General features: G+C 56.1%; 15 protein-coding genes. 6 read left to right on the forward strand and 9 right to left on the reverse strand.

Annotated features, from left to right (window positions below):
- Position 1 precedes the first annotated feature (1 nt).
- The 3 genes from O5O45_RS10730 to O5O45_RS10740 all read right to left on the reverse strand — a co-directional run bounded on the left by O5O45_RS10730 (position 2) and on the right by O5O45_RS10740 (position 3102).
- A complete protein-coding gene (locus O5O45_RS10730; RefSeq protein ID WP_305905215.1) occupies positions 2 to 1552 on the reverse strand; it encodes an amino acid adenylation domain-containing protein in 1551 nt (516 codons plus the stop codon).
- A gap of 142 nt (positions 1553 to 1694) precedes the next feature.
- Complete coding sequence (locus tag O5O45_RS10735; protein WP_305905216.1) at positions 1695 to 2858, reverse strand: acyl-CoA dehydrogenase family protein; 1164 nt, start codon at positions 2856 to 2858, stop codon at positions 1695 to 1697.
- A complete protein-coding gene (locus tag O5O45_RS10740; RefSeq protein ID WP_305905217.1) occupies positions 2851 to 3102 on the reverse strand; it encodes an acyl carrier protein in 252 nt (83 codons plus the stop codon). The genes O5O45_RS10735 and O5O45_RS10740 overlap by 8 nt, the downstream gene beginning before the upstream one ends.
- A 526-nt stretch (positions 3103 to 3628) precedes the next feature.
- Between O5O45_RS10740 and O5O45_RS10745 the strand changes: the two genes are divergently transcribed.
- The 6 genes from O5O45_RS10745 (at position 3629) to O5O45_RS10770 (ending at position 10882) form a co-directional block, all read left to right on the forward strand.
- Positions 3629 to 4630, forward strand: coding sequence for an ABC transporter substrate-binding protein (locus O5O45_RS10745; RefSeq protein ID WP_305905218.1), 1002 nt, complete (start codon positions 3629 to 3631; stop codon positions 4628 to 4630).
- Complete coding sequence (locus O5O45_RS10750) at positions 4631 to 5653, forward strand: FecCD family ABC transporter permease (protein ID WP_305905219.1); 1023 nt, start codon at positions 4631 to 4633, stop codon at positions 5651 to 5653. It abuts the gene before it with no gap.
- Positions 5646 to 6680, forward strand: coding sequence for a FecCD family ABC transporter permease (locus O5O45_RS10755; protein ID WP_305905220.1), 1035 nt, complete (start codon positions 5646 to 5648; stop codon positions 6678 to 6680). Before O5O45_RS10750 ends, O5O45_RS10755 begins: the two co-directional genes overlap by 8 nt.
- Positions 6681 to 6844: 164 nt before the next feature.
- Positions 6845 to 7708 carry an ABC transporter ATP-binding protein gene (locus tag O5O45_RS10760; RefSeq protein WP_305905221.1) on the forward strand — a complete coding sequence of 288 codons (864 nt, stop codon included), beginning with the start codon at positions 6845 to 6847 and terminating at the stop codon, positions 7706 to 7708.
- Positions 7699 to 8625: a sucrase ferredoxin gene (locus O5O45_RS10765; RefSeq protein ID WP_305905222.1), complete on the forward strand. Its 927-nt coding sequence runs from the start codon at positions 7699 to 7701 to the stop codon at positions 8623 to 8625. The genes O5O45_RS10760 and O5O45_RS10765 overlap by 10 nt, the downstream gene beginning before the upstream one ends.
- A 142-nt stretch (positions 8626 to 8767) precedes the next feature.
- Complete coding sequence (locus tag O5O45_RS10770; RefSeq protein WP_305905223.1) at positions 8768 to 10882, forward strand: TonB-dependent receptor; 2115 nt, start codon at positions 8768 to 8770, stop codon at positions 10880 to 10882.
- A gap of 206 nt (positions 10883 to 11088) precedes the next feature.
- On the opposite strand, the gene O5O45_RS10775 is transcribed toward O5O45_RS10770, so the two are convergent.
- The 6 genes from O5O45_RS10775 to O5O45_RS10800 form a co-directional block, all read right to left on the reverse strand.
- On the reverse strand, positions 11089 to 11463 hold the full coding sequence (locus tag O5O45_RS10775; RefSeq protein ID WP_305905224.1) for a hypothetical protein: 375 nt from the start codon (positions 11461 to 11463) through the stop codon (positions 11089 to 11091).
- A 239-nt stretch (positions 11464 to 11702) separates the two neighbouring features.
- Positions 11703 to 13397, reverse strand: a complete 1695-nt coding sequence (locus tag O5O45_RS10780; protein WP_305905225.1) for a methyl-accepting chemotaxis protein — start codon at positions 13395 to 13397, stop codon at positions 11703 to 11705.
- Positions 13398 to 14137: 740 nt separating this feature from the next.
- The gene (locus tag O5O45_RS10785; RefSeq protein ID WP_305905226.1) at positions 14138 to 15157 is read right to left on the reverse strand and encodes a DUF4917 family protein; all 1020 of its coding nucleotides are present in this window, start codon (positions 15155 to 15157) and stop codon (positions 14138 to 14140) included.
- 195 nt (positions 15158 to 15352) lie between these two features.
- Entirely contained in the window at positions 15353 to 16117 is a 765-nt protein-coding gene (locus O5O45_RS10790) for a substrate-binding periplasmic protein (RefSeq protein ID WP_305905227.1), read from the reverse strand.
- A gap of 255 nt (positions 16118 to 16372) precedes the next feature.
- A complete protein-coding gene (locus O5O45_RS10795; RefSeq protein WP_305905228.1) occupies positions 16373 to 17098 on the reverse strand; it encodes a transporter substrate-binding domain-containing protein in 726 nt (241 codons plus the stop codon).
- A gap of 395 nt (positions 17099 to 17493) precedes the next feature.
- A complete protein-coding gene (locus O5O45_RS10800; RefSeq protein ID WP_305905229.1) occupies positions 17494 to 21363 on the reverse strand; it encodes a G8 domain-containing protein in 3870 nt (1289 codons plus the stop codon).
- Positions 21364 to 21517 lie beyond the last annotated feature (154 nt).

A 21517-nucleotide genomic window follows, 5' to 3' on the forward strand; every position in this document is an offset into this window, starting at 1 on the left:
GTTACGCCACCGCCTCGGCGAAGAAGTGGTCACGCAGGGTGTCCGCAATGGATTTACGGTTGAGTTTGCCGGAGCTGGATCTGGGCAATTTACCGGCTTGCCAGAATCGGGTCGGCAACATGTAAGCAGGCATCTGCGCTGCGAGGAATTGGCGCAGCGCCTGGGCTTCCAAGGTTTCTCCCATTGTGACGATGGCGGCGACCAGCCATTGCTCGCCTTCGTCATCGTCCACCACACAGGCGACCGCTTCCGTAATCGCCGGATGATTAAGCAGGTGATGCTCTATCTCGCCTAATTCGATGCGCAGCCCGCGTAACTTCACCTGGGTGTCCTTGCGTCCCTGACAGAAAAAGACGTCTCCCTCTTCCCGCCATCCCAGGTCGCCGGTCAGATAGATGCGCTTTTGCAGCTCGGGATGAAAAACAAAGGCTTTGTCCGTCAAGTCCTGGCGGTTGTAATAACCGTCAGCAAGACAAACGCCGCCAATGGCGATTTCTCCCTGCTCCAGATCGCCTTTCAAGGCCAATGTTTCCGGGTCGACAATGTATAACTCGCAACCGGTGAGCGCCTCCCCGATGGGCACGTTTTTGGGCGCGGGAGCGACGCAGTCGTAGTAACTGACGTCGATAGCCGCTTCCGTCGGGCCATACAGGTTGGTCAGCAGACAGCGAGAGCCGAACAGGGTCTGAAACTGGCTGACCAGACTGGGCTGTAACGACTCACCGCTGACATAAACCTGGCGCAGCGTCGTCGCGGCATGCTGCAACTCCTGCAGCACCGGTTTGAGCAGGCTGGGCACAAAGTGCGCCACGCTGATATTTTCACTTTGCAGCGCCGCCACGATGCCTCTGGGAAATGACTCCAGCCCGGCACGCAGCAGATAGTGCGCGCCGCCATTCAACGCCGGCAGAAACAGCTCCCATAGAGACACATCAAACGTCAGAGCGGTGCGCTGCAGAATGACGTCCGCCGCGGTCATCGCACTGTGGTTTTGGTGCCATTGCAGTCGATTGATGAACGCGCCATGGTTGACCAGCACGCCTTTCGGGGCGCCCGTGGTGCCGGACGTAAAGATCAGATAAGCAGGGTCCGACGCCTGCAGACGGGGCGCATTCTGCATGGTCTTTATTGCTGGTTGGGAAACGCAAATATCCTCCAGACGCTCCGCCAGAATCAGCGCGAGCTCCGGTCCCGCCTGGGAAAGCTGGCCGGCCTGGGCGGCGCTGCAAAAAGCAACGCGACACTGCGCCGTCTGCAGCATGGAAGCCATGCGCGCGACCGGCGTTTTCGCATCCAGAGGGAAATAAACGCCGCCTGCGAGCAGCACGGCGTAGGCCGCCACCACAAACGCCGGACTTCGCTCCAGGCCAATGGCGACGCACTCGCCCTGGCGCAGGTCGCGCTCATCAATCAGATATTGAGCCAGTAGCAGCGCGCGTTGATGCAGTTCGCGCCAGGATAGCGCCTCCCCATTGCCCCAGCGGATGGCCGGATTGGGGTTGTCTCGCGCCGTGTCCTCGAAAAAATCAGTAATAAGTCGACCAGTGTCCATAGAGCCGGAGTCCTTTGATTGCTGGCTGTATCGCCCCCAAAACCACGGGACGCCGGGGCTCACAGGCGAACCCCAGGCAATAGCGCCCCATTAGACGAGGCCTGCGCCTCGCGCTTTCAAGATGACGATGGTGAGAAGCGGATTATGAAATAGTCTGTACAGCGCTATAGCTGTAGCGATTACATACTTCCTTGCCGATCAGCATTTTTTGCAGTTCGTTGCTGCCTTCGACAACCTGAAGTATTTTCGCATCCCGATAGAGACGGCTGACGCCGTTGCTCTCATCGCAACCATGACCGCCATGAATCTGGACGGCCTTGGCCGCCGCGGAACCGGCTTCATGTGACGCAAAAAGCTTGGCCTGAAGAATCTGCTCCAGGGCGTCTTCATCCCTGGCTTCCTTCGCTTTTGTCGCTGACAGGCAAATGAGTTGAGAAGCAAGCAAGCTACTGGACATTTCCGCCAGATAGCCGCGAATGATGCCTTGGTCCGCAAGCAACGAACCAAAGGTGGAGCGCGTGTTGGCTCTGTGCGCGGAGGCCGCCAACGCCGCTTGTTGAACGCCAAGAGCCGCCCAGGCCACGCTGATTCTGCCGTAGTCCAGAGCGCTGTTGGAGATGAGGTTCTGGCCAAAGCCCGGTTTGCCGATAATGTGGTTTTTGGGAATCCGCACGTCGGCGAAGTCGAGCACCGCCAGATAGGCGCTCTTGAAGCCAAGCATGTTTTTCTTGGCGGTGACAGTGAAGCCTGGGGCGTCTCTGGGTATCAGCACAGCAGTATCCAGCCCCTGGTATTTGCCGAACACCAGAAACAGGTCCGCGATCTGAGCGAAAGTGATCCAGGTTTTCTGCCCGTTTACGATCAGAGCGTCGCCATCGTCAACAAACTGGGTCGACAGATTTTTGGAGTCGCCTCCGGCCGCCACTTCAGTTTGCGCGAAAGCGCCAATGATTTCGCCTTTCACCAGCGGCGCCAGATACCGTTGCTTCTGTTCCTGCGACCCCCAATCTTCAATGGTTTTCAAAACCATGGAATGAACGTTCAACAGGCCCGTCAACGAACCGCTACCCGCACCGATAGCCATATTCAAAAGACCGAAAGTGGTGGCGTCGAATCCAAGACCGCCACTTTCCTCTTTCGCTAAGCCGCCAAGCCAGCCGTTAAGAGCCAGCTTTGTTACTACGGATGAAGGCGTGGCTTCTTGCAGGTCCCATTCGTCCGCATAAGGCGCCACTTCCGCGGCGGAAAATGCTTCAAAGGCCTGCAGCCACTGGTTTTGAGAAGGTGATAGAAAACGGTTAAGCATTTACCACCGCCTTTCTCTCCAAGAAATTACAGACGGCCTGAATACTACAAAAATTGGCGTTATCAAGGTCGTCAATCTCAACCTTGATTCTGAAGTTTTTTTCGAGAAAGGAGATTAATTGGATAGCGGCCAGGGAGTTAACCAGACCTGTTTCGAAGATGTCGATTGACTCGTCCAAATCCTGTTTTCCAGCGAGTTTGCTCAGGTATTCAGACACTAATTTTTTACGCGCAGATACGTCCATTACTACTTTCCTTTGCGAGCTAAAATTCCATTAGTCTTTCCATTGAACAATCGGCTTGGCTTTTTATGAAAGGGCTTTCTTTTTCAGGCCCCATCTTGGGGCGCCAAACCGATCTCCAGTCATCATATATCAACCTCAGCGACAGGCGCAATCTTCCAATCAGCTGTTTTTATTGACAAATATTAATCATGCATGGCATCGCTGATATCAAGGAAAAATACGCCTGAATGCAGACTCTTAAAGATTGAGCGACACGACAGCAAACGACTGTATTGATCTTTTTCCGCCATAACACGCTCCGGGTGCAAACGCTTGCAGAACAAAATTGGGACGAGATTGGGAATGGGTTGATCCGGCTTTTGTAGCGAATGTCGCAGCGACGACCGACGCAGAAGGATACGCGGGACTCTCCCCGAGTAAGCACTGGGCAATCAGCACAAACGTTAATGAGAATGCTTCTTATTGATATTATATTTTCCCCCGGCTAGACTGCGCGTTTCCTTTCGTACGATAGAAACGCATACCGATGTTACCCAAATTCCGGCTCAGCCTATGGCCTTTCAAGGCCTCCCAATCGCGCCGCGGCCTCATCGCGCTCACTGCATGTCTGATCAGCCTTGGCGACCTTCTGGCTGGATTTAGCGCCAGCTACGCCCATGCGGAATCCCCGCGTCGCATTGAGCACTCGATGGGGGTGACGGAGGTATCCGGTACGCCAATCAGAGTCGTCACCCTGTTTCAGGGCGCGACGGACACCGCCATCGCCTTGGGCGTTATTCCGGTGGGCGTGGTGGACTCCTGGGCGCAGAAGCCCACCTACAAATACCTGCGTTCTCATCTTCAGGGCGTTCCTCATGTGGGGCTGGAGACGCAGCCCAACCTGGAAATGGTCGCCGGGCTCAGGCCGGATCTGATCATCGCCTCGAAAAGAAGGCATGAGAAAATCTACGGCCACCTCACCCAGATCGCCCCGACCATTGCACTGGAAACCGTGTTTGATTTCAAAGACACCCTGGCCATGATGGGATCGGCGATGAACCGACAGGAACAGGCGGAGACGTTGCTGCGACACTGGAGCGACCGCGTGGCGGATTTTCAGCGGCGTATTCAGCTCAAGCTCGGCGACACGTGGCCGCAGGAAGTGTCCGCCATTAACTTCCGCGCCGATCACGCCCGTCTGTATCTTCAAGGCAGCTATACCGGTTCTATTCTGAATGAGCTGGGCTTTGTCAGCCCTCCCGGTCATCCGCAGGACCACTGGATGCAGAAGCTGGCCACCAAGGAAAGCATTCCCGCGATGAACGCCGATGTCTTTTTTGTGTTTATGAACACCGAAGACCCTGCTGTGCTGCAGGGGTATGCGGACTGGACCCGGCACCCGCTGTGGAAGAACCTGGACGCCGTGCGTAAGAATCAGGTTTATCAGGTCGACCAGATAGCCTGGCATTTATCCGGCAGCATCCTTGGGGCCAATCTGATGCTGGATCAGATCTACGACCATTTTGACCTCACCGGTCCGACGCAGTAGATGTTCCTCAGGTATTTACGGGCCGGGCGGAATTCCGGTCGCGCCCTGCATCTCTTCCTCGCGCTGCTGGTATTGGCGGCGGCCTTCAGCGCCAGCGTCGCCCTGGGCCAGATATCCATGCCGCTGAGCATCGTGCTGGACGCTTTCACTGCTTTCGATCCGGCCTCCACGGAGCACATCATCGTCACCACTACCCGCCTGTCCCGGGCGTTGACGGCGTTGTGCGTCGGCTCCGCGCTGGCGGTGGCGGGCGCGCTGATGCAGGCGCTGACCCGTAATCCCCTGGCCTCGCCGGGAATCTTCGGCGTCAACGCCGGCGCCTTGTTCGCCATTGCGCTGTCGACCACGCTTTTCTCCGTCCCGTCGCTGCAACACTATATCTGGATCGCTTTCGCCGGCGCCGCCGTCGCTGGAACGCTGGTCTACTGCCTGAGCGCCCTCGGTCGCGATGGCCTGACGCCGGTCAGAACCGTGTTGGCGGGCGCCGCCATCACTGCTTTGTTCGTTTCTTTCACCCAGGGGCTGCTGGTGATCAATCAGGAAGGGCTGGACAGTATTCTGTTCTGGCTGGCGGGATCGGTGGCGGGGCGCAGTCTGGAACTGGTGGCGCCGGTAGCGCCTTTCATTCTGTTCGCCATTGTCGCCAGCATGGCTCTGGGCCGTCATATCAATGTCCTGATGTCCGGCGATGAGGTCGCAAAAGGCTTGGGACAACGCACGGCTATGCTGCGACTGCTGATGGGGGTTTTGATCATCGGTCTGGCCGGCGCCGCAGTGGCGATCGCCGGCAATATCGTCTTTGTCGGGCTGATCGTTCCTCACATGGTGCGCGCCTGGCTCGGCGCGGATTACCGTTGGGTGCTGCCGGGTTGCGCGGTGCTGGGCGCCGTTCTGCTGCTGAGCGCCGACGTGGCCGCGCGGTTTTTGATACCGCCCCAGGAAGTCCCCATCGGGGTGATGACCGCATTGCTGGGAACGCCCTTTTTCATCTATCTGGCCAGGCGGAGCGCGCAGCATGGATAGACTCATCACCCTGCGCTTTAACAGGTGGTCGGTGCAGATCAATGCCCGCTCAGCGACCCTCACTCTGCTGGTGCTGGCGGCGTCCTTGACGCTGGCGCTCCTCTCGATAGCGACGGGTAGTCTCTGGATTTCCCCGCTGGAAGTGATCAAGGAGCTGATGGCCAGTGAGCCGGGCGACCACGCCTTTATTATCGAAACCCTGCGGCTGCCCAGAGTGCTGATGGCGTTTCTGGCGGGCGCCGCCCTCGCGCTGTCCGGCCTGATCCTACAGAGTATTATCAGGAATCCCCTGGCCTCTCCCGACATAATCGGCATCACCAGCGGCGCCTCTGCGGCGGCGGTGTTCTTTCTGTCGTTTCTGGCGGGCGCCGTCAGCATTCGCTGGCTGCCGGTAGCGGCCATACTGGGCGCGGCCTGCACTTCCCTGTTGATCTATACGCTGGCGTGGCGACAGGGAGTTTCCCCCATTCGTCTGGTGTTGATCGGCATCGGACTGTCCGCCGGGCTCAGCGCGCTGACGACGCTGATGATCGTCATCAGCCCTATCGCCACCAGCATGACCGCCTATGTGTGGCTGACCGGCAGCGTTTACGGCTCGGAGTGGAGCGACGTCCAGGCTTTGGCGCCCTGGCTGCTGACCCTGGGCCCGCTGTCGCTGCTACTGGCGCGAACCATTGATATTCAGGAGATGGGCGACGCTATCGCCATCAACCTTGGCGTTCCGGTGCAGCGTAACCGTTTCATCCTGCTATTGATCAGCGTCGCCCTAGCCGGCTCCGCCGTCGCCTATACCGGCGCTATTGGTTTTGTCGGCCTGATTGCGCCGCATATGGCGCGGCGTCTGGTGGATCGTTCTTTCGCCAGTCTGGCGCCGGTGGCGGCCATGATCGGCGGCGGCATGGTGGCGCTGGCCGACACCATTGGCCGCACCGCCTTTCTGCCGCTGGATATTCCCGCCGGGGTGTTTGTCTCCGGCGTGGGAGCGCCGTTTTTTATCTACCTGCTGTATCGGCAGCGTCATTATTAGCATGTCAATCACATGGCGATGATATTGGCATGTTAATAATCAGGCGCATGAATGCGCCTGTGCGGCGGCTAGCCGCGGGAGACAGGGCCTGACATGCGCAGGCCCTGTCGTTGCAGACAAATAATTGGAAGCTATTTGTCTGCCTGATTAATAGTGAGATCGTCATGAGCATTACGACAACGACTGAACATCCGCTTGAAAGCCGCGCTCTGACTCTGGGGTATGAGCAGAAGGTCATTATTGAAGCGCTGAGCCTGAAGATTCCCCGGGCCAAGGTGACCGTGTTCGTCGGCAGCAACGGCTGCGGCAAGTCCACACTGCTGAAGTCCTTCGCCAGAGTGCTTAAACCGCAGCAGGGGTGCGTGTTGCTGGACGGTCAGGAAATACAGCGAAGCCCTACCCGGCAGGTGGCGCAGAAACTGTCCATGCTGCCCCAGGGGCCCTTGGCGCCGGAGGGGCTGACCGTACATCAGCTGGTCAGACAGGGGCGCTATCCGCATCAGGGCTTGCTGCGGCAATGGTCGCAGGAAGACGAACGGCTGGTTGAAAAAGCGCTGCACGATACCGGCCTCTCTGCGCTGCAACACCAGCCTGTGGACTCGCTCTCCGGAGGCCAGCGTCAGCGCGCCTGGATCGCCATGACGCTGGCCCAGAACACGAAGATTCTGCTGCTGGACGAGCCTACCACCTACCTGGATCTCACCCATCAGATTGAAATCCTCGACTTGTTGCGCGACTTGAACGACCGCGAGCAAAAGACCATTGTCATGGTCCTGCACGATCTCAATCTGGCCTGTCGTTACGCGGACCACATCGTGGCGATACAGCATCGCAACGTCTACGCCCAGGGCAGTCCGGAGGAAATCATCACCGAGGCAACCGTCAGCGCGGTGTTCGACCTGGGCTGCCGCATTATCCGCGATCCCCTGTTCGGCTCGCCGTTATGCATCCCTTTCGGCAAAACGACCCGGATGCCCAGGCAAAATCAAGATCAAGCGTGCGCCATACGAGGCGAAGCATGCGTCTAGTCGCGGCCACGCCAAAATTCTGCGCCCAGTACAGTCAAAGCGCTGGCGAGCCTTTGCCGGGAACGGGCTTTCACCCGCAAAGCAATCTATTGCTGAGCTGGCCTATCGCCGGTTGGACGCGCACTTACCATCAGGCCAAGGACATGAGCGAGACCGAATCCATGCTTATCGCGGGATTAGTCGAGCAAGGCCGCCGGGTGAACCTGATGCATCGGGCGGACCAGTCCAAGTCCCTGCGTCGCGCCTATTTGATGCCCGAACGGGAGGCGTACGACATTCCCCGCGAAGAGCTGGCGGCGTTTCTGCTGGCGTTGCAGCAGGGGCGCTCGTTGGCGGCCTGGCATAGCGGCCCGGCGCCCACCAAGGTCGTGCTCTGTTGCACCCATGGCGTCAAGGACAAGTGTTGCGCCAAGTTCGGCGTCGCGGGCTTCAAGGCGCTGGAGCGAGCCGCGCAGAGCTTCCCGGGAGTTGAAGTCTGGCAAAGCTCTCACTTGGGAGGCTGTCGTTTCGCGGCGACCGCCCTGGTGTTTCCCGACCTGCGCAAATACGGGCGTATCGAACCTGAGCGCGCCCGCCCCCTGCTGGAAAGCGAGATGAGCGACCTGCCTTATCTACCCTGCTTCCGCGGGAACAGCGCTCTGACGCCAATCCAGCAGATTGCCGAGGTCGAGGCGCGCAAGCGCCTTGGCGCGGAGGGACATCAGCCGACCCAATTAGAAATAGTCACTGAACAGAGCCACGGAGAGGAGCGGGCGGAAATCGCGTTTTCCTGGCGATCCGATACGGCGCACGGACGTCTGGTTATCCATCTGGAGACCGCGTCTTTCCTGCGCTACGACATGTGCTCGGATATTGATGCGGGCGCTGGCCCCACAGAGCGCCGCACATGGCGAGGCAGCGCAGCGCTTGAGTCTTAACTGAAGCAAAAGTTAATTTGTTATCCGCCGCTTAATACGATTGATAATAATTATCATTTTTATTACATTGCAATCTTGGCTATTACTCCTGGCTATTTTTCTCCTTCATTCATGTCCCACGACAATCATTAAGGAATTGTCCATGCTGTCAAAACCTTCCCTTCACGCTCTGGCGCTAACGCCGCTGGCGGCGTTTTTCCTCTCCGCACAGGCTCAGGCCGCGCAGCCGACTACGGTGCTGGATGAGGTCGTGATTACGTCCACTCGGTCCGCCACGGGGGAGAAGGACTCCCCTCAAGTCGTCACTATAATCACCAGGGAAGAGATTGAAGAGCAGTTGGCGTTGACGTCCGATTCGTCGCAAATTCTGAGTAACCTGCTGCCGGCCTACTCGCCTAATCGACAAAAGTTGACCAGCAGCGGCGAAACTTTCCGCGGCCGCGCGGTGTTGTTCATGATCGACGGCGTGCCTCAGTCCAATCCCCTCAGAAACGCATCCCGTTCGGGTCATACCATTGATCTGTCCATGGTGGAGCGTATCGAGGTGATTCACGGCGCCAACGCCATTCACGGCCTGGGCGCCACCGGCGGCATCATTAACTTCATCACGCGCCGTCCCAGCGGGGTGGAACTCAAGCAGCATGCAGGGGTTCAGGTCGCCACTCCCGCCCGCAAGCTGGACTCCGACACACTGGGCTATAAGTTGGACTACCGGGTGGAAGGCGCGCAACAGGATTTTGAGTATCTGGCCGGCCTCAGCTACGAAACGCAAGGGTTGTATCTGGACGCCGACGGCTCCCCGGTAGGGGTCGACAACACTCAGGGCGACCTGATGGACTCACAAGCCTATGACCTGTTCCTCAAACTTGGCTACTGGCTGGACGACGACCAGAATATCGAGCTTGAAGTCAACCACTACCAAGCCAAAGGCGACATGAATTACGTGAGCGTCACCGGCGACCGCAGCGAGGGCGTCCCCACCACTTCTGAGAAAGGCGAGCCTGAAGGCGAAGCGCCCCGCAACAGAGTGCTCACCGCCAGCCTGAAGTACGAGCATCACGATCTCAACGGCATGGTCTTTACCGCGCAGGGGTACAGCCAGCAGTTTGAAGGCCGCTTCGGCGCCACCCTCACCTCCACATTCCAGGACGAGGACATTGCGCCGGTCGGCACGCTGTATGACCAGTCGCAGAATGAGTCCGACAAACTCGGCGCCAAGTTTACCCTGAGCAAACAGGATCTGTTCGACAAAAAGCTGAAACTGACCGGCGGACTGGACCTGTTGCGGGACACCACCCAGCAAAGACTGGTGCTGACCAACCGCAGTTGGGTGCCGGAGACGTCCTACAACAACTACGCCCCGTTCCTGCAAGCGCAAGTGCAGCCCATGGACAGTTTAGTGTTGCACGCGGGAGTGCGTTACGAGTACGCGGAACTGGATGTGGACTCTTTCCAGACCCTGGCGTCCGCCAATGGCGTTACCGTGGAAGGCGGCAATCCCGACTTCAGCGAAACCTTGTATAACGCCGGCGTCGTGGTCACGCCCCTCACCTGGCTGAGCGTCTTCGCCAATTATTCGGAAGGCTTCGGCATGCCTGACGTGGGCCGCGTGCTGCGGGGCATCAACAAGCCGGATCAGGACGTGGACGACTTCCTCAATCTGCAACCGATCTTGACCGACAACCGTGAAATCGGAGTGCGGGTCAATCTCAAACCGGTGGACTTCGAGCTGAGTTATTACCAGTCCGATTCTGACCTGGGCTCGCGACTGGAGAATATCGACGGCGTTTATTTTGTGAAACGGGAAAGAACGGAAATTGATGGATGGGAAGCGACACTGGGCCTTCAGGTTCACGAAAGGCACCGGGTGAGGCTGGCCTACTCGCGCATCAACGGCGAATACGACAGCGACGCTGACGGCGTGCTGGACAGCAAACTGGACGGGCTCAACATCCCGCCGAACAGACTGACGGCGGGCTGGAATGCGCACTGGACGGATGAGCTCAGCACCGCCCTGCAAGCCAGCCACGCCTTTGATCGCAGTTTCGATGATCCGGCCAAGGAGTTTGACGGCTACACCCTGGTGGACGCCACCCTCGACTACCGGCTCTCCGCCGGTAAGGTCTCTCTGGCCGTCGCCAACCTGTTCAATGAAGACTACTTCACCTACTACTCACAAAGCGCCCAAGTAAACGACGACCGCTACTTCAAAGGCCGCGGCCGCACCTACACCCTGGGCTATAGCGTCGACTTCTAATTTGCCTCGCTAACTGCACGCCTCAAGAAGACCAGCGTTTGACTGGTCTTCTTGTTTAGCTGCATACCGTCGCGCTGTCAGAATCCAGCTTTTAATATACCGGCTCACTTAATCTGTATGACCTTAACGTAATTATCATAATCCTTAATCTCGCCGGAGAAGCCCGGCAGCAGCAGGATTGCAGGCCTGTGGGTCTGGTTCGTATTCTAGATGATTTCAACAGTATGGTTCCCCTGACTTTCAGGATTCCATCCAGCTTGAATGCTGGCGCGAATAATCTCTGAAACGAGTTTGGGCTTAATGCTCACCAACTGGTCTATACCCAGAAAACCATCTACCACCAAACCAAAATAATTGACTGAAATAACCGAGGCCGGGTTGTTTCTGAGCTCGACCGTTATTTTAAACACCACATCAGCAACCTGGCCCAATCCATACCTCTCCGCCGCCTTTAAATATCTTTCATCCAATACCTCCGTCTCTTTCCGCCAGTCAGAAATAATTCTGTACCTGGAAACCCTCCATCTGTAATCGATACCGTCGACAGATATTTCTCTTGAGCCTTTTTTAGGCATCGCCATGGTATAAACCTGTTTGTAAGTGAGAGTGTTGGATGGCGCTGCGCTTATCCAACCTACCGGGTTATAGAGTGTTCGTTATTTGTAGGTTGGAAAAGCGCAGCGCCTTCCAACAACTGAGGTTATTTCAGGCTACAGATGAAAGTCTCCGTGATGCAGCTTGATCGACAATGGCCTGTAAGCGGCGCCCTCACACCAGCCTGCCTTGAGGCAGCTAGCGAAGGCGCGCGTTTCCAAGACTCTCACGCCCCAAACCGGGCCGTCAGCGCGCTCAACTCGTCCGCGAGCGCAGAGAGGTTTTCCGCTCTCTTGGCGACTTGCACCGCCCTTTCGGAAGACTGCCCCGTCACTTCGTTGATGGAAACGATATTTCTGTTGATTTCCTCCGCCACGGAATGTTGCTCTCGGGCGGCGGCGGCGATCTGCGCGCTCATTTCGCTGGCGACTTTTATCGCCTCCGACACCTGATTGATGGTTTCGGAGGTTCGTTGCGCATACTCCACCGACTGCGCGGTTTTACCGGACGCCTGCTCAATCACCGACACCATAGCCTGAGCGCCGGAATGTAGCCGCTCGATCATATGATGGATCTCTTCCGTCGACGCCTGAGTCTTCTGAGCCAGACTCCTTACTTCGTCGGCGACCACCGCGAATCCGCGCCCCTGTTCGCCGGCTCTGGCCGCTTCAATGGCGGCGTTCAGCGCCAACAGATTGGTCTGCTCGGCGATGCCCCGTATGACATCAAGTACAGCGCCGATACTTTTACTGTCCTCGTTCAGTTTATCCACGACCTCTTTGGCGTCCTGCATGCTTTCCGACACTTGCGCGATCGCTGCGGAGGCCGCCTGAGTCACCTGTAAGCCCTGCTTGGCCGCTTCATCCGCACTGGCGGACGCCGATGACGACTGCGCGGCGTTCTCCGCCACATGATTCACCGTGCTGGCCATTTGATTGACCGCCGCCGCAGCCGTCTCAGTCTGCCGTTGTTGGTGGTGGATATCGTCGTTGCTCTGGTCGGTGATGTCCGACAGCTCTTTGGCGGACGCCGCCACATCGCGGGTTAAGGCGACAATCTTGGTGAAGGTCTGCGACAGCTCGTTAACGAAGTTGTTGAACGCGGTGGCGATACGGCTGATTTCATCATTACCATCCGCATCCAGCCTGCGCGTGAGATCGCTGCCGCCGCCGGAAATTTCCTCCATCGCCACGGCGATGTTATTGATGCGACGATGGGCCAGCATTCTGTACAGGAAGGCGGTAAGCCCCAATACTGCAAGCAGGGCCAACGCCAACAAAATCGCTATTTTAGAGCCCAGCGCCTGTCCATTGGCCAGCGGTCCGTCAATGTTGATATCCACTTCCAAAACCCCTCTGACGTCCCCCAGTTTCCAGTCATTTTTGGGCGTGTCCGCCCTGGTGTTGTGACAGGAGACACAGGCTTGCGCGACCATCTTATCCGCCACTGCGACGCGCACCATGGACCCCAGCTTGGCGTCTTTGTCCACCTGTGAAAATGTGGTGTCCGGATCTTTGGTCAGGCTGTCCCAGGCGGCCTGACCAAAGCTATCCAGCCGCCGCTCGGACCGGTTGGGAAACGGAAAGGCGCTGTACAGCTTCAGCGTCATGCCCTTTTGTGAAAACTCTTTGCTCAAGTCGTGAATCATCGTCGCCGGCAACGGGATCGCGTCCTTCTCCTTACCATGGTCAAAAGACGCCTTCATGCTCGAGTTTCCCAGCACCTTCTGCACCACATTCTTGGTGTAATAACCACGCAACGTCTTGAACTGCTGCACAACCTGCTCCGCCGACGCGGTGGCTTCACTGATGGCGTTGGCTTCAACCGCTTTGGGGATATAAATGTAGATTGCGATGACGGATAAAGTAAAAACAACAATAACGGGAAGTGTGATTTTCCAGATGAGAGAGAGTCTATTCATAACACTGCTCCTCTCCACAGTCGGGCCGGAAAGCCCCGAGGGCTTCCGGTAAGGATTAAGGGACGAACGCGGGCTTATATAACAAGTGTAGACCTATAAACGGTTAGATTTGGCGTTTTGTGGGTAAAAGTTGGGAAGCTTGGCTGTGTGCTGGGAGCGGCTTTATCTGAGCTTGCGAACCGGTGACATTACGCAAAACTCCTTAACTCACAACTCAGTCGGCGTTCCCCAGTGAAACAACCTCGACCAGCCCTTGCGAGGCAAAATATTTAAGCGGCCATTCACGATGTTTCCCACGTGTCTGCAACACCCGACATGCATATCAATGAAATCGAGGGAGCACGAAAGTGCCAGTGTTGGATGGCGCTACGCTTATCCAACCTACCGGATTATGGACTGTTCCCTATTTGTAGGCTGGAAAAGCGCAGCGCCTTCCAACCACTGAGCTGAACAGGTCATCAGAACCGGCCGTGAACTGGGGCCCCTGATGGCTCTATGGACAAGGTTTGCAGGAAGGAAAATAAGTCGAGCTTTTCCTCTCTACACCACCCGACAGTTTCTACCCTATCGGGTGCGGTGGTTTTTGGAGTTGTTGGGGGAGCGGTTGGAGTTGGGTTAGGAGTAAAATTGCCACATTCAGCCCAGTGCAAACTTGATGGGATACCCTTATCCAACCACTACACTAATTCTCGAAATTAAGTGTAATGCTTTATGGAATTTATTTTCTGTGCCAACAAGAGTTATCCATTTGCATCTTCGTCTCGAACGTTCAATCCCACTGAAGCAAGTGGATGCGTCTCTGAGTTGAAGAAATATAGCTCCTTCCCTTTGAATTCAACAGTTAGACGCGATTTTAAAGCAACAATATCCTCGTTCTCTTGATGAGGCCAAATACCAATAGCTACTTTACTCGAGTAGCTCTCTAAGATTGCATCGATAATATGCTGATCGTAATTTTTGTCTAAAGAATGGCCAATTATAACTAATCCATTTTCGCTTCTTGCTAAGTTTTCATAGCAAAAACGGAGATAGTCATTTCGTTTAATCCGCGATAACTTACCTTTAGAGCTGCCTTCCGTAATAAAAAGAGGAAACTGTTCAGGATGGTCTAAGTTGAAAAGTTCTGATAGTGAATTCAGTCTATTAGCAACTAGTTTTTTTGTCTTTCCGTTCGGTAGTTCCACCAAATGGATGGCCCCATGCAGATAATGAAGCTTGGTTCTGTCAGCGGGAGCAGAGGTATTAGAAGAGTCAAAGCTTCCCTCTTCACCCCAAAAGTAATCTTTAAACCTCCATGTGTCAGACTCCATAATGGCCCAATATGGTATTAAGTCATAGTTCGTTGTGAAGACATTATTGTAGTGTCTAAGACCAGTATTAATTTCACTAACGTCAGCAAGCTCTCGTGGTATGTGTGCAAAGTTAACTGCTGAGCCCAAGGCATTGTTGACACTTTCATATAACGCCGTAATCTCGACTTCTTGAGGATTTCCAAGCTGTTGATCCACGATCTTGGCATGATAAAGAACCCTCAAAACTTCCTCAAAATTAGTGCTACCAATATGCTCAAATAGAGCAAGGCTCTGGGCATTTAGCGGATGATTTATATCTTCCCTTCTCGCAAGCTCAAATAGTGTTCCGTAACCAAAGCGACGCCAGATATTAATACTAAAACCATTACCAAGAAGCAGATTTCTCCATTCAAGCTCGGAAAGCTCATCCCAATCAACCAAATTTTGATCAATTTTAAGATCCGGCATATATACTCCACGCAGACAAATCAAGGAATGTATGCCAATAATATTAGTTGCTTTTTGGATTAGTATTCCCGGTTATTTCTTCGCCTTTGCCCCTAAAAAGTGATGTCCAGTCAAAAAGACCTATTCCTCCGTGTCCCACTCTGGCCATTCGCCGCGAAAACGGGCGACTATTTCTGTAGTCGAGATGAATACAAACTACCGATACCGCCCCCATATCCCCTCAATCTCCCCACTATCAATCAACTCCTTAATCGCCGCATTCAACCGATCCAGCGCGGCGGCTTTGTTGGGGTGGATGCGTAGCATGACGTCTACGCCGCCGACTTCGAAGCCGGGTTCGAGGCCTCGGTAGACGGGGTTTTCGCGCATGCGGTAGAGGGCGAGGTCTTTGTTGATGATGACCTGGTCCAGGCGGCCGGCGACGAGCATGGTGAGGAGTTGGGATTCGCCGTTGACGTCGTAGCGTTCGATGTCGCCGTTTTGGAAGAGTTTGGTGAAACTCGGGTATTGGTAGCCGCGCACGACGCCGATGCGTTTGCCGATTAAGTCCGAGGGCGCTTCGACGGGCAGGCTTTTATTGCGGCCGAATAGCAGGATGTCGACGGATTGCGCGTAGGGAATCGTAAACAGCCCGAGGGTTTTCTCCCCTGTCCGCCATGCGAGGTTCACGCCCGATTCGATATCCACCAGGTTTTCATTGAACATCATCAAGCCGCGGGCCAAGGGGTGAGCTTGATTGATAAAGGTGTCGCCCGTGATGCGGCTGATGGCGTCGAAAAAGTCTTTGTAGAAGCCGGTGGGGACTCCGTCCTGGTAGAAATAATAGGGTGGAAATTCCGTATTATGGGCAAGCACTCTGAACTCTTCCGCGTGCGCCCCGCCCTTCGGCGGCCATATCCCGACAAGGAGAACGACGAGGCTTCTCAAAAAGATACCCGCCAACAGCTTTCGTAGGGTCATTCTTGCTCTAACTTCTATGACAAAGGCATGTGAAAAGCGTGGCTCTCCCTGCGTCCGTTTGACGCCGCCTCAGCGTAACGCGCTTGCTGCCGGTAGACGCCTCGTACGTTACGGTGGCTACCGGTTAAAGCAGTCTGCTCTGATCATCTCCTTTTTGGCATGACACATTTGTAAATCAATGCAAATTCAACCGCCAGACAGTCCCACCTGTTCGCACGAAACTGACTTGTCTGGCGGCCGATATGAAAGTGCGGGTTATTTGACCCCGTAATCCGCCAGGATCTTGTCGTAGGTTCCGTCCGCTTTGATGGCGGCGAGACCCCGGTTGTAGGCCTCAATAAGTTTCTGGCCCTGAGCGTTGGCCTTGCCTGTGGCCACATGCAGGTCGTTCACTGACAGAGCGTTATTGGTGAATTCCACCGAGCCCAGGTCGATGCCCGCCTCCTTCATGACAGACTTGGCGACGATCTCATCTTCCAGGGTCAGGTCCACGCGGTCGCTCAACAGCTTTTTGACGTTAGCTTCAATCGTCCCCGCTTCCGGTCTGGAGAAATTAGTCGCGTGGGTGAACTCATCACCATAGCCGTAGCCGCTGACGATGCCGACCTTCTTCCCAGTGAGACTATCCAGACCATTGAACTCAAACGGGTCGCCTTTACGCTTGATAAACTTGATGCTGTTCTGCGCGTAATAGTTGCTGTAGTTCAGCACCTTGGCGCGCTCCTCCGTGAACCAGGCGCCGGGCAATATGTCGATATTGCCGTTGATCACATCATTCAACGCCCGTTTCCATGGCAGGATTTTAAAATCCACCGTGTACCCCTCTTTCTCCATCGCCGCTTTCAGCAGCGCAATGGATATTCCGGGATCACTCCCCTCCTGTATAAATGGCGGCCAAGGGTCCTGCGCAGCCGTGACGGTCTCCGCCTGCGCGGAAAACGCAACGAACATGGTCAGAATCAAGGTGGAAAGAGCCTTCATGCTTATACCTCTCTGTTTGAGATAGATCATTGGCGTAGGCCGATAAACTTTGGGGGAAAGTTCACCGAGCGAGGGTCGAATGGCGTTGTTTATAAATCCCCATGGTGCGTGGCGAAACGGCCAGTAACCGTATTAAGGTTAGTTTATAAACAGATCTCCAACAAATTAGAGCGCCGCTGGGAGTGGGTTTTTTTGGGGGTGGCGGTAGTTTTGAACGTGGGAGTAGTCTTGAACGTGGGAGTAGTCTTGAACGTTCGAATGTTGGAAGGCGCTGCGCTTTTCCAACCTACCGTTGTGAGGCGGCGTTAATTGTAGGTTGGATAAGCAAAGCGCCATCCAACAATTTTCGTGGAATGAGCGCCGGAGTCCAGCCCGACTCCGGCGCATAAGAAAGACTAGCGGTCGCTAATCAGATAGACGTTGTTGGCGGAGCCTTTGGGCAGTTCGGTGGCGCTTTGGAACAGGAAGTTCTGGAAGTTGTTAGCGCCGTTGAGCACATGAATTTCCGTACTGTTCACGCCATTGCGTTTGAAACCGATCAGGTCCGGCGCGCCGTCGCCATTGAAATCCGCGACGCGGAAGCTCCAGTTGTCATCGGTGACATGCAGCGCCGTGGCGGTGTGGACGATGAAGTTATCGTAGCCGCTTTGCGCGCTCAGGATGTGTACTTCCGTTCTGTTGGAGCCGCCTCGTTTGGCGATGTACCAGAGGTCGGGCCGGCCGTCGCGGTCATAATCGCTGACCAGGAACTCGTCGGAAGAGTTCGGGCGCAATCCCAGCCCTGTGGCGTCATGCAACAGAAAGTTCTGCGGATTTCTCCCGTCCAGCACATGCACTTCCGTGCGACCGCTGCCTGTTGTGTTATGCATGATGGCCCAGATGTCCGGCTGGCCGTCGCCGTTGTAATCCCGTATCGCCATGTGATCGTTGACGTTCATGTAACCCAACGCCGTGCCCGACTGGAAGATAAAGCGCTGCAACCCGCTCTTGCCGTCCATGATGTGCACTTCCGTCGTTCCCGTGCCGGTGTTGCGCTTTTTGAAGCCGGCGATGTCCATGTAGCCGTCGCGATCCCAATCCGTCATATCGAACTGCCAGGCCTCATTGGTGGCCTCCAATGCGCTGTTCTGGGCGGCGGTGGAGATAAAGCTCTTGCTGCGCAACAACTTCTGGAACGAGGTTCTGGCGCCGCCTTGTTTGTTCAGCACATAGACATTGGGCGCCAGTGGACGATTGGCGCCCGGCGCGCATCCTGGATTCAAGCACACGAAGATAGAGCCCAGTTCGCCGGGATTTCTGAAATCCGCGCCAGCGGGCGCTTTGAAGCGTACAAACAAGCTGCCGTTTTCATAAGCCCAGGCGTTGCCGTCAAACGCGCGCAACGCCGCCCAGGCGCCGACCGAACCCAACTGAATCAGCGGACCGGAGAAGCCGTACTGCCCCGCCGGCGTTCCCAGATAGACATACACGTTGGGCGCCACGCCCGGCAGCTCCAAAGTCACGTACTCGCCGCTGCTCATGCTGTGATAATCGAAACGTGTGATGCTGGGAATCTGGTCGTGATAGATGTAGGCGTAGTTATAGGCGCCGTCGACCATGGGCAACAGACTGACGCCTTCGATTTCCTTGCGGGATTCGGTATAGCGCGCGCCGTCACTGCGGAAAAAGGTGCTGTCCTGACGTCTGCGGCTGACCAGCGGCGCCGGCGGCAGCCAGATTTCATCGGAGGGACGCACCTCCACGTAGGCGAAACGGCGGCGACTTTCCATGCCGCTAAGCCCATCTCTGATCCGGCTGCTGTTACCGTCCACCAGCATGGGATGGTCCTGAGTGATGGCGGTCATAGGCTGACCGGTCAAGGTTCCATCCACATCGTAAATCGCGCCGTTGAACCAGACCGGACCAATGTAATCGTTGCGATAACGCACTTGGTAACTGCCCGGCGAGACGGTGGTGTTGTGCAGGGAGTGCCCGGAGTATTTGATGTTGGCGCCCCATTGGTCGAACAGGGTGAAATTATCCCGCTCGAAACCCGTGAAATGGGAATCGCGGATACGCACCGGACCGTCATACAGAATATGCCCGATCGCCATGCCGATTACGCCACTGGACGCGGATAGACCCAACGGCGCCACCGGCTCGTAGTTTTCCGAAGCGCCCACCCACAACACGCGGTTGTAGTCCGTCACCCAGGTGCTGGCTTCGCCTTCATAGTTGTCCGCCACGATCAGGTCGTTGTAGGTGCTTTTACCGCGATTGCCGCCCACTCGGGAATACATTCCCAGATAGTTTTTGTACACCGTCAGCCCATTGATGACCGGCTCCTGTTGGGGCATGTAGTCGTTGTTCAGATTAGGCGTTTGCGAAGCGTCATTAGGGGTGGGCGCCATGCCCAGCAACCAGCCGTGGAAACTGGAGTGCGCGGTGTTATTGTCAATGGCGCCGGCGGGCAGGTTCTGCACATTGGGATTCAGTCCCTGCTGAAAAACCGGACTGTTCGGATTCTGATGAAAGGCGAACCAGAAACCGGAGCCGTCGGAACCGGCGGCATGGTTATTCTGTACGATATTGTTGGGGTTGGTGATCCAGAAGGTGGACGGGCCGCTGGCGTTTCTCAATCTGCCATTGGTGAAATCGCTGGGCAGCAGCGCGTATTCCGGCGCGGGCTTGCGGGTCACCATGCCCAGATTGCCGACGATACGGTTGCCGGTTTCGTTGCCGTCTTCCATGAAAACCGCGTGTCCCAGGTTGTCGTAGCAGACGTTGTTTTCCACTGACGCGTTGTTCGTACCGTGAATGGTAATGGCGCGATTGTAGGTGTGGTGGATACTGGAACTGCGAATGTATTGCCCGGCGGCGTTACCGGCCAGATGCCAATGAAAGGGATAACGTCCCAGCTTGCGGCGCTGCCCCATACGGGTCAACTCCACATTGGAAAGACGGCCGAAGGCTCCGCGCATCACCATGATGTTGCCGCCATAGGCGGTGCGGTCGCTGTCTTCGTCCCCCTGAATCCGGAGATTACGGGACAACAGCCCCACTTCCGCACGCTCGTCCAGCGTCCAGCTTTGTCCGTTGTCGCTGTATTGCTGCAGTTTGCCGAAGTGGTTGTAGGCAAGGCGGTCATTGAGAGTCAGCGTCTTTCTGTCGCCGCTCACGCTGACGATGGTGAATTCTTCCGCGTGATTCATGTCGAAATCGCTGGAGGCGATCACAATGCGATCCCCTGCCCGCCAGTTCACCGACTCTTTCAACGTGATGCTGTTGTCGCCAATTGCGGCGGAAGCGCCCAACTGGGTCCAGGATCGCTGAGGCTGGCCATGCATTTCGATACGTCCGCCGTTCATGGCGTGAATCAGCTTGGATTCCGCCGCCGGATTGTCTCCCAGCAAGGTAATGACGCCCTGGCCATTGAACGGGGCCTCTTCCCGACCCAGCTCCAATACGCCGCCCGCCATGACGTGGATTTCCGCCACATCCAGTGTAAAGTCGCGGTTAACCGGCGCGGTGAGAATCCCCTCGTTGATGATCACATTCGCCGCGTTCAGATTATCCAGCACCATGGTGGCGCCGGCGGGAATGTAGACTTCTTCGCCAGGCCCGGGAACCGAGTTCTCCAGCCAGGACGACGCCTCCGACCACACCGGCAGCTTCTCCAACTGCACGTCGTCGACAAAGGCGGTGTTATCGCCGCTTGCGCTCAAGCCGCTCAATAATAATTGGTATTTGCCGGGCTCCAGCCACATCGCGGTGGAATGATATAGGCGATAGTTAGTGTCCTGCGGACGGATTCGGCCAATCTGACTGCCGGCGAGGGATACGCGCAGGGTTTGTCCTTGAGGAGAGTTGATACATCCGCGCTGTGCGCCTTGCAGATTAACGCGGTAAACGCCTGCGTTGGGGATAGTAATGGTTTTCTGCACCTGCCCCGTCTGCTGAATAAACAGCGCCTGCTGGCCCTGGGGCGTGGCGGGATTGCATGAGGTAAACGCAGAGCCGTTTTCGGTAATGCCCGCGCCATCGGCGAAGGCCCATTCGCCGCCTCTGGGAAGATATTGATAGCCTCCCGAGGGAACATCCGGCGTCTCAAAACCGGAATCGCCTATTGGCGTCATGACGCCCTCGCTGACCGCCGTCACCGCCATCGCGCTCTGACAAAAAGTCAGCGCAGCGACGGTCGTCAGTACGGAGAGCGCCCCCTTGCGTTTTAAGACAGAGCCGCGCGCAGGCCCGTCTGTATGAATATTCGTTTCACCCAAGTTCATTTTATAGTCTTCCACAGTGCATTGATTCTTAGCTCTGGCTCGCCTGAACAGGCATAAAAGCGATTCCGGGTCGGCGCTTAAAACAGACGCAGAAATCCCACATCCAAAATCACCCTTAAACGTTTCAGATCCGGCATAGATAAATTAAGTAAAA

This window comes from Hahella sp. HNIBRBA332, assembly GCF_030719035.1.
In the GTDB taxonomy this organism is placed as follows: domain Bacteria; phylum Pseudomonadota; class Gammaproteobacteria; order Pseudomonadales; family Oleiphilaceae; genus Hahella.

Coding starts and splice junctions, on each gene's coding strand:
- O5O45_RS10730 (WP_305905215.1), bottom strand. CDS start 1,552: ATGGACACTGGTCGACTTATTACTGATTTTTTCGAGGACACGGCGCGA.
- O5O45_RS10735 (WP_305905216.1), bottom strand. CDS start 2,858: ATGCTTAACCGTTTTCTATCACCTTCTCAAAACCAGTGGCTGCAGGCC.
- O5O45_RS10740 (WP_305905217.1), bottom strand. CDS start 3,102: ATGGACGTATCTGCGCGTAAAAAATTAGTGTCTGAATACCTGAGCAAA.
- O5O45_RS10745 (WP_305905218.1), top strand. CDS start 3,629: ATGTTACCCAAATTCCGGCTCAGCCTATGGCCTTTCAAGGCCTCCCAA.
- O5O45_RS10750 (WP_305905219.1), top strand. CDS start 4,631: ATGTTCCTCAGGTATTTACGGGCCGGGCGGAATTCCGGTCGCGCCCTG.
- O5O45_RS10755 (WP_305905220.1), top strand. CDS start 5,646: ATGGATAGACTCATCACCCTGCGCTTTAACAGGTGGTCGGTGCAGATC.
- O5O45_RS10760 (WP_305905221.1), top strand. CDS start 6,845: ATGAGCATTACGACAACGACTGAACATCCGCTTGAAAGCCGCGCTCTG.
- O5O45_RS10765 (WP_305905222.1), top strand. CDS start 7,699: ATGCGTCTAGTCGCGGCCACGCCAAAATTCTGCGCCCAGTACAGTCAA.
- O5O45_RS10770 (WP_305905223.1), top strand. CDS start 8,768: ATGCTGTCAAAACCTTCCCTTCACGCTCTGGCGCTAACGCCGCTGGCG.
- O5O45_RS10775 (WP_305905224.1), bottom strand. CDS start 11,463: ATGGCGATGCCTAAAAAAGGCTCAAGAGAAATATCTGTCGACGGTATC.
- O5O45_RS10780 (WP_305905225.1), bottom strand. CDS start 13,397: ATGAATAGACTCTCTCTCATCTGGAAAATCACACTTCCCGTTATTGTT.
- O5O45_RS10785 (WP_305905226.1), bottom strand. CDS start 15,157: ATGCCGGATCTTAAAATTGATCAAAATTTGGTTGATTGGGATGAGCTT.
- O5O45_RS10790 (WP_305905227.1), bottom strand. CDS start 16,117: ATGACCCTACGAAAGCTGTTGGCGGGTATCTTTTTGAGAAGCCTCGTC.
- O5O45_RS10795 (WP_305905228.1), bottom strand. CDS start 17,098: ATGAAGGCTCTTTCCACCTTGATTCTGACCATGTTCGTTGCGTTTTCC.
- O5O45_RS10800 (WP_305905229.1), bottom strand. CDS start 21,363: ATGAACTTGGGTGAAACGAATATTCATACAGACGGGCCTGCGCGCGGC.